The organism is Variovorax sp. dw_954 (genome assembly GCF_018449755.1).
In the GTDB taxonomy this organism is placed as follows: Bacteria; Pseudomonadota; Gammaproteobacteria; order Burkholderiales; family Burkholderiaceae_C; genus Variovorax.
Map to the genome: position 1 here is coordinate 109,543 of NZ_JAAVVD010000016.1, position 12,714 is coordinate 122,256.

Consider the following 12,714-nt stretch of genomic DNA (forward strand, 5'->3'; position numbering starts at 1 on the left):
TCATGCCGCCACCTGCCCGAGGAACAGTTGCGTGTCGCTGCGCAGCCGGTGCACGTCACCCACCCGTCGCAGCAGTCCCACGCGATCGAAATATTCCAGCACCTGGATGGCGCGCTTGCGGCCCAGCCCGGTCGCGTCACGGAACCGGGCGGCGGTCACCTCGCCGGGCGTTCCCGCGGCCACCGATCGCAGTATCTCCGCCATGCGCACCACGCAGTCCTGCGAGTAGTAGAGGTCCTTCATGACCTGGTGCAGTTCGCCTCGCTGTGCGAGTCGCGCGAGCGTGGTGCGCATCAGCGCCTCGCTCTCGTGCGTGTCGGCGGCGAGGTCGCGCACCCAGCAGCCTTCGAAGGCAGTGATGGACATCAATGGCTTGATCTTTTGCGCCAGCCGCTCGTCCGTTGCAGACAGGCGCAGTCCATGCTCCGGCAGATGCACGAAAGTCCCGCGCAACACCAGCTTGCCGTCAGCGCGCAGCGACGCCAGCAGCGCGCGCCACAGAGGTTCAGCCAGGCGGGGTGCCGCGAGCCGGCGCAAGCGTCCGGCGTCGGCGCCCAGCGCGTTCGGCTCGCGCGCATGGAACGTTGCCAGTGCCCCCAACACCGCTTCCTGCGCAGCGCGCGCAAACGCCTCGCCAAGCGTCCAGTCGCCGTGCGCCGCATCGACGACGTGCAGCGCCCCGTGCGGCAGTGCCGGCAGCTCATTGGCCGGCGTCCCCTCCGCCAGCGCCCAGCGCCTGAGCGACACGCCGAAGGGCGCGGCACCGATGAGTGCAGCGAGGCGCGACGTCGCATCCGGTTGTGACCACGCATGCAATTCAGCCATGCGTTGCGGCGTGCGGCGATAGCGCGCCGGCGCAAAAGGATCGAGCACCCGACCGCCCGCGAGCGTGCGGCTGGCGGCGTTGTCACGCAGCACCACGCGGTCGCCATGCCACGCGCCGATGGGCTGGCGCAGTACCAACTGGACCAGCGCCGACGAACCCGGCGCCATGGATGACGCGGCGCCGTCGCTCTCGTCGCCCTCTACCTGCAAGACCGCCACGGTGCCCAGCACATCGACCGAACCGATGTGCACATGCACTGGCGTGCCGGATCGCAAGGCCTTCGCCTCGTCGTGCCACAGCGTGAGCGAGGCATCGATGCGGTCCGTGGCCGATGCGCAGCCCTGCACAACCAGCCACTGGCCCCGCGCCACCTGGTCCTTGCCGACGCCCGCCAGCGCCACCGCGCAACGCTGCCCGGCATGCGCGCGCGTGACTGTGCGGTTCTGTGCGTGCAGGCTGCGAACGCGCGCGTGCCCCTGCGTCGCGCCGGGCGTCAACACCACTTCATCGCCTACCGCCAACTGGCCGGCATGCACCGTGCCGGTGACGACCGTGCCGACGCCATCGAGCGTGAACGCACGGTCGATGGCCAGGCGAAACGACGATGCGTCCTGCAACCGAAGAGGCATGGCGCGGGCCGCCTCGAACAGCAACGCGCGCAGCGCCTCGACACCTTCGCCGCTGTGCGCAGACACCGCGATGACCGGCGCTCCCGAGAGCGGCGAGCCCGACAGCAACGCGCTGACCTCGGCACGCACCTGGTCCACCCGCTGCGCATCCGCCCGATCCACTTTTGTGATCGCCACCGCCCCACGCGCGAGTCCGAGCAGCGACAGCACCGCCAAGTGCTCGCGCGTTTGCGGCATCACGCCGTCGTCGGCCGCCACCAGCAGCAGTGCGAAGTCGATGCCGGTCGCACCCGCGAGCATGGTGTGCACCAGCCGCTCGTGCCCGGGGACATCGATGAATCCGATGCGCTCGTCCTGCGGGCTGCCGGGCACGTCGAGGAACGCATAGCCCAGCTCGATGGAAATGCCGCGCTTCTTTTCTTCCGGCAGCCGGTCGGTGTCCACGCCGGTGAGCGCGTGCACCAGCGTGGTCTTGCCGTGGTCGATGTGGCCTGCGGTTCCGACGATCATGGCTACATGAAGTTCCGTGTGTGCAGGTCGGCGAGGCGCTCGGCTTCGGCGCGCGAGAAGCCCAGCCGGGCGAGGCGTGCACGGCGGCCGGCCGCCATGTCGCGCTTGAGCCCCTGCACCGCTTGGTGACCGCGCGCGATGGCGCCCGGCGCCAGCTCGCCCGCCGCCAGCAGCACCAATGCATCGAAGACTTCTTCGTTCAGTCCCGCCGTGCTCGCCAGCATGTCGTAGCGGGATTCCACCGCGTTGCGCAGTCGCGGCTGAAAGTCGGGCTGTGCCGCAAGCCGGTGCTCCAGATGCGCCATGCCAAAGGCGACGTGACGCGCCTCGTCACGGGCCGTCAGGCGCGCGATCTGACGCGTCACCGGATCAGGCGCATGCTCGTGCAGGAAGTTCAGCAGGTTCACGAAGCTGCCTTCGCCGAGCACCGCCAGAAGAAAGGTGGACACGGAGAAGTCGGGTGCGTCGAACAGGGTGCGCAACGATGCCTGTCCACCGGCCGTCGACAGCGCAGGCTCGTGGCCGCGCAGCGTCGCGCGGCGGGTGAACACCTCGACATGCCGTGCCTCGTCGGCGCACTGCAACGCGAGCAATTGCAGCACCTCGCGGTAGTGTGGATGGATCTGTCCGAGGTGCCGCGCCGGCACGAGCAACGCCGCGTTCTCGTTCTCGATCAGGTAGGTCATGACCTGCACGACCGCCGCCTCGATCGCCGCAGGCAGCTCGAAATCCGCATGCCAGTCGATGGCCGTTTCGGGGTCCCACTGCGCCGCGGCGCCCTGGCGGTAAAGCTCGCCCGCAGTGGCCGCCCAGATCTCGTCACGGCGACGCAGGCCGAAGTGGAATGGCGTACTGCCCGCCTCGACCACGGCGCCGCGCGCCGCCAGGCCCCATGCCGGCGACGCTTCTTCCGCAGGCATGCCGGGCGCGTCCGACGCCGCGTGCCCGGTCGACAACGCGCCGCGCCAGCGGCCTTCGACCTGCCCCCCGTTCGTCACCCACGCCTCGACGCGGCCCGCAGCCCCATCGTCGAGGCGCATCGCGTGCCCCTGCTGACGACACCATGCCGCCAGATGCATCTCCCACGCGGGCGCATGTCCGCACACGCGCAACTGCCCGCCCGCCGGCACTTCGGCGAGCGCGCGGCGGATCAGCAGCAGGGCGCCCTGGTCCAGTCCGAGCGACTCAATATCGATAGTCGGCGGCGGTGATGCGTCCATCGGGGCTGTAGAAGTGTTCGTCGTCGATGGCGCGCTCCAGCAGCGCGTAGCCATTGGTGCGGCCGACCCGCCACTCCCGAAGGCCTTCCAGTTCGAGCAAGGGCCGGACTTGCGGATCGTCCCAGCGCATGGCCATCAGCAGCGACAGGAAGCGCTCGACCAGGGCAGCCGGTGCATCCGGACTGGTGGTGAAGTTGCAGTGGTCGAAGGGCTGCGTGGTGGCGATGACGCGCGTGCTGCCGGCCGGCAAGGTGCCGTCTAAACCGAAGGCCAGGTGGTTGCCATCGATCAGGCAACACGCCTGGATCTCGCTCGCCATCAGCGCCAGTGCGGCATCGCGTTCGCCGCCGATATGGTCGCCATGCTTGCCGCCGAGCACATCGAAATAGCGCGCCGTGAAGTCGCGCTCCTTCACCAGGCCATTGCCACGCAGATGGTCCAGCGGGATCAGCGTGGCCTGCGGTGAATCGACGGCTCCAAGGCCCACCGTCTTGCCGCGCAGGTCCGCCAGCGTGCGCAGCTCGCTGTCGGCACGAACGACGATGACCGAGCGCAGGTCGCAGTCGGTGTCGCGCATGGCCACCGCCTGCACGGCCTGCCCGCGGCTGCGCGCCATGCGGTCCGCGCGCACCCAGGCCAGCGGCGAATTCCATGCGAGGTGGATCGTGCCGTCGAACTGCGCTTCGACCTGGCGTTCGTAGTTCGAATACAGCACGTAGTCGAAGGCCAGGCCGTTCTGCGCAAAGAAGGCCTTGAAGCCTTCCCAGATGGTGACGACCTTCGGGGCATAGGCCACCGCACCCATGATCAGCGTCGGTTCGGACATCGCCGGCTCCCTCAGAACAATGGCAGGCCGGTGATGGCCTTGCCGATGAAGTCGTAGAGCACGTCGGAGGTCGGCGCCATCACGCTCGCGGCGCGTGCGTCGCGGAACAGCCGCTCGATGCCGACCTCCTTGCGGAAGGCGGCGCCACCGCACACGCGCATCGCGATGTCGGTGACTTCCAATGCGGTTTCGCCGGCGGCGGCCTTGACTTCAAGCACGCGCAGCATGGTGTCGGCGCGACCGGTGCCGATCGCCGCGACGGTGTCGTCCAGAAGGGCCTGCGCCATGTCGGTCTTGATGCGCGCGCGGGCCAGGTAGGCGCGGATGGTCGGAAGGTCTGCCAGCGACGAGCCGAGGTGCAGGTGTTTCGTCTGGCTGACGTGGGACACGGCCCGCGACAGCGCGCCATCCATGAGGCCCACCGAGCAGGCCGCGCTCAGCACGGAGAACCACGGCAGCACCACGCCCATCATGACGTCGAAGCCCTTGCCGTCTTCGCCCAGTCGATCGGCCGCCGCGATGCGCACGCCCTGCGCCGTGATCGGTGTCGAGGCATTGCCGCGCAGGCCGAGGCCGTCGAAGCTGCCGGGCTGCGACAGGCCATCGGCTTTGGCATCCACGTACCAGAGCGTGCTTGCGCCCTCGGCCGCGAGCGGCTTGCTCGACCAGACGTAGCTGTCCGCCTCGAAGGCCGAGGTCACCCAGCTCTTGCGCGCGTCGAGCAAGATCTGCTCTGCGTCTGCGCGCGCGGTGCCGGTCGGTGCCCAGAAGTGGCTGCGCGAATCCGCTTCGGAGAAGGCCAGCGTGCTCAGGTGCTGGCCCTGCGCGATGGCCTTTCGCACAGTCTCCTCGCCGAACTGTTCGATCACCGCGGTGGCGCAATAGTGCATGCAGAGCACCATGGCGGTGGAGGGGCAGTCTTGCGCGATGCGCGACACGACCTGCGCGGCTTCCTTCATGCCAAGCCCCATTCCGCCAACAGCGGTCGCCGACGTCAAGCCGAGCAAGCCTCGCTCGCCCAGCGCCTGGATCACCTCTCGCGGAAAGCGTCCCTCCCGATCGGTGCGCAAGGCCAGCGGCGCCAGTGTTTCGGCAAGGATGGGGGCGAGTGCGGAGAGGTGGTCCATGGTGGTTCTTCTGGTGGAAAAATCTTGGGCGCTAGGCCAGCAGTTCTCGCAGAAGGGGCAACTGCTTCTCGAAGGCGGCGCTGTCTTCCAGGCAGCGCAGGTCGAGCAGCAGCCGGTCTTCGGCGACCCGGCCGATCACGGGCAAGGGCAAGGCGCGCAGCGCCGTGGCGATGGCATCGAGCGCGGTGCCGATGCCTTTTTTTGCGGTGCCGGCTGGTGTCAGCGCGAGGCCGGCCGACGGCAGCCGCGCCACAGGCAAGGAGCCCGAGCCGATCTGGCCCATCAACTCGACGACCTCGACCGTGAACCGCGGTGCTACCGCGGCGGCAACCCTGGGCTGCAACGCCTGCGCCGTCGAACGGATCGCCTCCGCGGGCCGCGTGAGCATGCGCAGCGTGGGCAAATCTTTGGCGAGCCGCTCAGGCCGCAGATAGAGCATCAGCGTCGCCTCGAGCGCGGCCAAGGGCAGCTTGCTCATGCGCAGGGCACGCTTCATCGGGAACTTGCGGATGCGCCCCACGGCCTCCTTGCTGCCGACGATGAGTCCCGCCTGCGGGCCGCCGAGCAGCTTGTCGCCGGAAAAGGTGACGACGTCGCAACCGGCCGCGAGCATCTCCTGGGGCAGCGGCTCGCGCGGCAGGCCGTAGTGCGCCAGGTCGACCAGCGAGCCGCTGCCGAGGTCCGTGGCCAGCGGCACCCCGCGGGCGTGCGCGATACCCGCGAGCGTGGCTTCGTCGACCGCCGCGGTGAATCCCTGCACCGCGTAGTTGCTGGTGTGGACTTTCATCAGCAGCGCGGTGTTGGCGTTGATGGCGCGCTCGTAGTCCTGCGGATGGGTACGGTTGGTGGTGCCGACCTCGACCATGCGCGCACCCGCGCTCGCCATCACGTCCGGCATGCGGAAGGCACCGCCGATCTCGACGAGTTCGCCGCGCGAGATGATGACTTCGCGCTCGCGCGCCAACGCGGCAATGCTGAGCAGCACGGCCGCCGCATTGTTGTTGACGACAGTGGCGGCCTGCGCGCCGGTGATGGTGCACAGCAAGTCTTCGACGAGCGAATCGCGGTCGCCACGACCACCCGATGCCAGGTCGTATTCGAGGTTGTTGGGCGCGGCCATCACCGTGAGCAGGCGCTGGAGCGCCGCGTCGGCCAGCACCGCGCGACCGAGGTTGGTGTGAATGACAGTGCCGGTCAGGTTCAGCACCGGGCGCATGCGCGGCGCGAGGCGAGCCTGCACGCGCGACGCCAGCGCATCCGCCAACGCATTCGCTTCGATGTGCGCCCTGTTCAAGCTGCCTGCCAGGGCCCGCGCACGCAAGCTGTCCAGCAAGGCACGCGCCTCGTTGGCCACCAGCGTGTGGCCATGTTCATCGAGCAACGCACGCGCCGCTTCCAGCCGAAGCAGCTTGTCCACAGAAGGCAGATCCTGGGGCCTGGCCTTCGAACCGTGAACCACGGATTCGTCGGTCGCAGCCATCAGCCGCCTCCGCCGTCGTCGGGAATGTCGGGCTCGCCGAACAGCAGCATCAGGTTGACGCCGTGGCGCTGGAAGCCCGCTTCGGACACCAGCAGGTCGAGGGTCACGCTGGCCAGGTCGTCGGCCACCGGTTCGACCTGCGCGTCGCGCTCCATGTGCACGATCTTCAGGTAGTGGCCGCATTCATCGCAGGTCTCGGCCTCGACCGGGTGCTTGACGGCCCTGTTGCCCTCCGCGGTTGCGGCGCCGACGGGCTCCAGCGATTGGTACTGGATACCCTTGGTGCCCTCGCAATGGCTGCACTTGATGCGCACCATGTGCCATTGCGTCGAGCACAGCGAGCAATGCAGGTAGCGGTAGTTGCCGGCCGTCGCATTGACGCGCGAGACGCTGGCGGTCGGATGGCTGCCGCAGCAGGGGCAGGCCGTCGCGTCGTCGGTTCGGCCGAAGGGCGCAAGCCGGCTCTTCTCGCCCGCGGCCTGCGTGGACAACACCAGGTGCGTCCAGTACACCTGCAAGGCCGCGCCGATGAGGGGGGCGGGGCCAAGCTCCAGGCCCAGCATGAGGTTGTGCAGCAACAAGTCGGCCTGGGCGTCGAGCCATTCGTCGTCGACCTCGCGCAGGGCCTGGACCGTCGCCAGCGCCGGACTGCCGGCCAGGCGCGGCACCAGGCTGTCGAGCAGCGACCGGAAGACCGCCCGCCATGCCGGATCGCGCGGCCAGTCGGTGGCCGGCACGGCAGGCATCCCGACGCGCGCGGCCGATTCCAGCGCCGCGTCGTCCGGCACCTCCACGGCGGGGCAGTCCTGTAACGCACGGTGCTGCGCATGCACGACCTCGGCCATGAAGATGAGGAAGTCGCGCATGGGGTGGCCGGCCGCCAGTTGCCGCAAGCGGATTTCCCTCTCGGCAAAGACGCTGGCACGCTGGGGCAGGACCAGGAAAGGAACCTGCTGCTGTCCGCCCGCGCGAACGGCGATCTCCTCGGGCGTCAGGAGGGGTGCAGCCTGGGTCAAGCTCATCCCTTCATTCTGCGCTCGGCCGCCGATTCCTCCGCGACAATTTCGCGGTACCAGAGCAGGTGGTGCTTGCGCGCCCAGTTGTAGGTGACGGTGCCGCGCATCATGGCGTGGACCGAGCCCTTGACCCAGATCGCCGCGTACACATGCGTGATCACGCCGAGGATCAGCGCGATCGCCGAGAGCGAATGCACCAACACGGCGATGCGACGCAAGGTGATGGGGAAGTAGTCGACGAACCACGGGCGCCAGAACATGAAGCCGGTGACGAGCAACAGCAGCAGGCAAATGGTGAAGAGCCAGAACACGCCCTTCTGGCCGGCGTTGTACTTGCCGACCGGCGGCATCGCGTCCTCGTCGCCCTTGATGATCAGCTCAGGTGCCTTCTTCACCCATTGCGTATCGATGGGCTTCCAGAGGTTCTCGTGCCAGAACTGGATGAACAGCAAGGCGAAGCCGACCACCATCAGCAGCCCGAAGAAGGGATGCAGGATGCGCGTCCACTGACCGCCGCCGAACAGGTTGCTGAAGAAGAACAACGCCGGATGGAAGATGGCCAGGCCCGACAGCCCGGCGCAGATGAAGAACCCCGCCACGAACCAGTGGTTGGCGCGGGTGAGGTCGGTGTAGCGCCGGATAATGTGCTTCATGTCGGCACTCCTCAGACATCGGTCTTGTTGCGGGCCGGTGCCTCGTCGATGACGGCATTGGCCAGGGCATCGTCCGGCTCGTCTTCCTCCACTTCCAGCGGGCCGACCTTGTTGTAGTGGAAGAAGCTGACCACCGCCGCGCCGACCATCGCGGCCAGTGCCAGCGGCTTCACGGCGCCCTTCCACAACGAGACCAGCGGGCTGATCGTCGGGTTGTTCGGCAGGCCGTGGTACAGCTCGGGCTTGTCGCCATGCTGGAGCACGTACATCACATGCGTGCCGCCCACGCCCGAGGGGTTGTAGACGGCCGCCTGCGCATAGCCGCGCTCCTTCAGGTCCGCCACCCGCTCGCCGCCATAGTCGAGCATGTCGCTCTTGGTGCCGAAGTGGATCGCGCCCGTCGGGCAGGCCTTCACGCAGGCCGGCTCCAGCCCGACCGTGACGCGGTCGGAGCACAGCGAGCACTTGTAGGCCCGGTCGTCCTTCTTGCTGATGCGCGGCACGTCGAAGGGGCAACCCGTGACGCAGTTGCCGCAGCCGATGCAGTTCTCGCTGATGAAGTCGACGATGCCGTTGGTGTACTTGACGATGGCGCCGGGCGCCGGGCACGCCTTGAGGCAGCCGGGGTCTTCGCAGTGCATGCAGCCGTCCTTGCGGATCAGCCATTCGAGCCGCGTCTCCTCGGTGCCGGAGACTTTCATCTCCACCTCGGAGTAGCGCATGACCGTCCACGACTCCGGCGACAGGTCGGCCGGGTTGTCATAGACGCCGACGTTGTTGCCGATGGTGTCGCGCAGGTCGTTCCATTGCATGCAGGCCACCTGGCACGCCTTGCAGCCGATGCAGCTGCTGACGTCGATCAGCTTGGCGACTTCCGCCGTGTTGCGCGCGTGCGGCGGTTGCGTGGTGGTGGCCGAGCGGGCGGCGATGTCCAGTGATTGCAGGGATGACATTTTTCTTTTCTCCCTCAGGCCTTCTCGATGTTCACGAGGAAGGACTTGAACTCGGGCGTCTGCGTGTTCGCGTCGCCGACGAAGGGCGTCAGCGTGTTCACCAGGTAGCCGGGTTTGGCCAGTCCGACGAATCCCCAGTGGTTGGGCAGGCCCACCGTGTCGACCTTGTGGCCATCGCAGTCCAGTTGCGGGATGCGCTTGGTCACCAGTGCCACGGCCTTGATGTAGCCGCGGTTGGAAGAAACCTTGACGGTTTCGCCGTTGGCGATGCCCTTGGCCTTGGCCAGCTCCTCGCCGATCTCCACGAACTGCTGCGGCTGGATGATGGCGGAGGTGCGGACGTGCTTGGTCCAGTAATGGAAGTGCTCCGTCAACCGGTAGCTGGTGGCCACGTACGGGAAGTCCTTGGCCGTGCCGAAGGCCTCCAGGTCGCCCTTGAAGACACGCGCGGCGGGATTGGACCGCGCCTTCATGTTCTCCGGGTGCATCAGGTTCGTGGCCATCGGCGACTCGAAGGGTTCATAGTGAACCGGCAGCGGGCCTTCGGCCATGCCGGTGGGCGCGAACAGGCGCGAGACGCCTTCGGCCGTCATGATGAACGGCTGCACGCGGTCCGGATCGCCCGGGTTCGCGTTGGTGCCGATGTCCGGTACGTCGGATCCACTCCAGGCCTTGCCGTCCCATTGCACCAGGCGCCGGGTGGCATCCCAGGGCTTGCCATCAGGCGCGCTGGAGGCAGCGTTGTAGAGGATGCGCCGGTTGGCCGGCCAGGCCCAGGCCCAGCCCAGCGTCTGGCCGAGGCCCCACGGGTCGGCGTTGTCCCGCCGCGCCATCTGGTTGCCCGCCTGCGTCCATGCGCCCGCGAAGATCCAGCAGCCGGAGGCGGTCGAGCCATCGTCGCGCAACAGGCCGAAACCCGACAGCTGCTCGCCGGCCTTCGCCAGCACCTTGGTCTTGTCGGCGGGGTCGAGCACGTCGGTGAGCGCCTTGCCGTTGTATTCCATCGCCAGTTCCTCGGGCGAGGGGCTGTGTGGGATCTTGTAGGGCCACGTCAGGTTGACGATCGGGTCCGGGAAAGCCCCGCCGTCCTTCTCGTAGGCGGCCTTCATCCGGTGGAAGAGGTCCGCCATGATCTCCGGATCACCGCGTGCCTCGCCGGGCGGGCTCGCGCCCTTCCAGTGCCACTGGAGCCAGCGGCTCGAATTGGTGGCCGAGCCATCTTCTTCCGCAAAGCAGGTGCACGGCAGGCGGAAGACCGTGGTCTGGATCTCGGCCGTCTTCACGTCGTTGTGATCGCCGAAATTCTTCCAGAACTCCGAGGTCTCGGTGTTCAGCGGATCGATGGTGACCAGGCACTTGAGCTTCGACAGCCCCGCGATGATCTTCTTCTTGTTGGGAAACGACCCCACCGGGTTGAAGCCCTGGCAGATGTAGTTGTTGAGCTTGCCCTGGTTCATCAACTCGAAGGCTTGCAGCACGTCGTACAGCTTGTCGATCTTGGGCAGGTAGTGGAAGGCCCAGTCGTTCTCGGCGGTCGCGGCCTTGCCCCACCACGACTTTTGCAGGCTGACGAAGAACTTCGGATAGTTCTGCCAGTAGCTCATCTGGTTGGGACGCAGCGGCTTCAGGGCGCGGGTCTTGTAGTAGGTGTCGAGGTCCTGTTCCTTGTCGAGCGCCAGCGACATGTAGCCAGGCAACGAGTTCGACAGCAGGCCCAGGTCGGTCAGCCCCTGGATGTTGCTGTGGCCGCGCAGCGCGTTCATGCCGCCGCCGGCAATGCCCATGTTGCCGAGCAGCAACTGCATGATGGCGCCGGTGCGGATGATCTGCGAACCCTGGCTGTGCTGCGTCCAGCCGAGGGCATACATGACCGTCATGGCCCGGTCGGGCACCGCGGTCGAGGCGATCATCTCGCAGACCTTCAGGAACTTGTCCTTCGGCGTGCCGGTGATGCGGGTCACCAGCTCTGGTGTGTAGCGCCCGAAGTGCTTCTTCATGATCTGGAGCACGCAGCGCGGGTGCTCCATCGTCGGGTCGACCTTGGCGAAGCCCTGCTCGTCGAGTTCGTAGCCCCAGCTCGTGCTGTCGTAGCGGCGCTTGGCTTCGTCGTAGCCCGTGAACAGGCCATCGTTGAAACCATAGGCTTCGCCGACGATGAAGGGCGCGTTCGTGTAGCTCCTGACGTACTCCTGCTGGATCTTGTTATTGGTGAGCAGGTAATTGATCACGCCGGCGAGGAAGGCGATGTCGCTCCCCGCGCGGATCGGCGCGTAGTAGTCGCTCATGGCCGCGGACCGCGTGAAGCGCGGATCGACGACGACGAGCTTGGCCTTGTTGTTGTGCTTGGCCTCGATCACCCACTTGAAGCCGCACGGATGCGCCTCGGCGGCATTGCCGCCCATGATCAGGACCAGGTTCGCGTTCTTGATGTCCACCCAATGGTTGGTCATCGCACCGCGGCCAAACGTCGGGGCCAGACCGGCCACCGTCGGGCCGTGTCAAACACGCGCCTGGTTGTCGAATACGAGCATGCCCATCGAGCGCATCACCTTGTGCGTGATGTAGCCCGATTCGTTGGACGACGCGGATGCGGCCAGCATGCCGCTGGATGTCCAGCGATTGACGACCTGGCCGTCGGCGTTCTTGGCGATGAAGTTGGCATCGCGGTCGGCTTTGAGTAGCTTGGCGATGCGCGACATGGCCTCGTCCCACGAGATGCGCTTCCATTCGTTGGTGCCGGGCTCGCGGACTTCCGGGTACTTCAGCCGGCTGGGGCTGTGCACGAAGTCGAGCAGGCCGGCACCCTTCGGGCACAGCGTGCCGCGGTTGACCGGATGGTCGGGGTCGCCCTCGATGTGGATGATGCTGCCGATCACGTTCTTCGCCTTGTCGCCAAGGCTGTACATGATGATGCCGCAACCGACCGAGCAGTACGGGCAGGTGTTGCGCGTTTCCGTGGTGCGCGCGAGCTTGAAGTTGCGCGTCTCGGCCAAGGCCTGCGTGGGCGAGAAGCCCAGCGCGACCAGGCTCGAGGCTGCAAGCCCCGCGCCGCTCACGCGAAAGAACTGCCGTCGATTCATGTCCATCGATGACCCTCCAGCGGCAACGCGGCCGCGCTGAAATCGATCCTCACGGCCAGTTGCTTCCTGCTCCGACCGCCCCCTGTCCTATGGCTTCGCCGTCGTGCCGTCGCCGCCGGTCGATTCGGGCGCGCCGCCCTTCGCAGCCCCGCCGTCCTGCTTGCCGCCCGTCATGCCGCCGATGGCGGTCGAGCCTTCGGCGGGACCGGCCGGTGCCGCCGACGCGGGAAGCTCGCCGCCCGCGTGCGGCTTGATCTCAGACGCTGCCGCGCCGGGAATCGGCGCGCTCTCCGCCTTGGGTGCAGGCACCGCCGGTGCATTGCGATCGCACGCTGACACGGCCAGGACTGCACCGAGCAAGACCACGACGCGCGCGTATCGGGAGTACATGGCT

Annotated in this window: 10 protein-coding genes; all 10 read right to left on the reverse strand. The window is 67.4% G+C overall.

The window, feature by feature from the left end; all coding sequences use genetic code 11:
* Nucleotides 1-1,965 carry a selenocysteine-specific translation elongation factor gene (gene selB, locus HB681_RS23275; protein WP_213957238.1) on the reverse strand — a complete coding sequence of 655 codons (1,965 nt, stop codon included), beginning with the start codon at nucleotides 1,963-1,965 and terminating at the stop codon, nucleotides 1-3.
* Nucleotides 1,966-1,967: 2 nt separating this feature from the next.
* Nucleotides 1,968-3,185 (reverse strand): ferritin-like domain-containing protein, encoded by a 1,218-nt coding sequence (locus tag HB681_RS23280; protein WP_213957239.1) that lies wholly within the window; start codon nucleotides 3,183-3,185, stop codon nucleotides 1,968-1,970.
* Nucleotides 3,151-4,011, reverse strand: a complete 861-nt coding sequence (locus HB681_RS23285) for a PhnD/SsuA/transferrin family substrate-binding protein (RefSeq protein WP_213957240.1) — start codon at nucleotides 4,009-4,011, stop codon at nucleotides 3,151-3,153. Before HB681_RS23285 ends, HB681_RS23280 begins: the two co-directional genes overlap by 35 nt.
* Before the next feature lie 11 nt (nucleotides 4,012-4,022).
* Nucleotides 4,023-5,138, reverse strand: a complete 1,116-nt coding sequence (locus HB681_RS23290; protein ID WP_213957241.1) for an acyl-CoA dehydrogenase family protein — start codon at nucleotides 5,136-5,138, stop codon at nucleotides 4,023-4,025.
* 31 nt (nucleotides 5,139-5,169) lie between these two features.
* Nucleotides 5,170-6,618 (reverse strand): L-seryl-tRNA(Sec) selenium transferase, encoded by a 1,449-nt coding sequence (gene selA, locus HB681_RS23295; RefSeq protein WP_213957242.1) that lies wholly within the window; start codon nucleotides 6,616-6,618, stop codon nucleotides 5,170-5,172.
* The gene (fdhE, locus tag HB681_RS23300; protein WP_213957243.1) at nucleotides 6,618-7,640 is read right to left on the reverse strand and encodes a formate dehydrogenase accessory protein FdhE; all 1,023 of its coding nucleotides are present in this window, start codon (nucleotides 7,638-7,640) and stop codon (nucleotides 6,618-6,620) included. Before fdhE ends, selA begins: the two co-directional genes overlap by 1 nt.
* A complete protein-coding gene (locus HB681_RS23305) occupies nucleotides 7,637-8,287 on the reverse strand; it encodes a formate dehydrogenase subunit gamma (protein WP_213957244.1) in 651 nt (216 codons plus the stop codon). Before HB681_RS23305 ends, fdhE begins: the two co-directional genes overlap by 4 nt.
* Before the next feature lie 11 nt (nucleotides 8,288-8,298).
* Nucleotides 8,299-9,240, reverse strand: a complete 942-nt coding sequence (gene fdxH / locus HB681_RS23310) for a formate dehydrogenase subunit beta (RefSeq protein WP_213957245.1) — start codon at nucleotides 9,238-9,240, stop codon at nucleotides 8,299-8,301.
* 14 nt (nucleotides 9,241-9,254) lie between these two features.
* Nucleotides 9,255-12,326, reverse strand: coding sequence for a formate dehydrogenase-N subunit alpha (gene fdnG / locus HB681_RS23315; RefSeq protein WP_213957246.1), 3,072 nt, complete (start codon nucleotides 12,324-12,326; stop codon nucleotides 9,255-9,257).
* 81 nt (nucleotides 12,327-12,407) lie between these two features.
* Entirely contained in the window at nucleotides 12,408-12,710 is a 303-nt protein-coding gene (locus tag HB681_RS23320) for a hypothetical protein (protein WP_213957247.1), read from the reverse strand.
* Nucleotides 12,711-12,714: the final 4 nt, after the last annotated feature.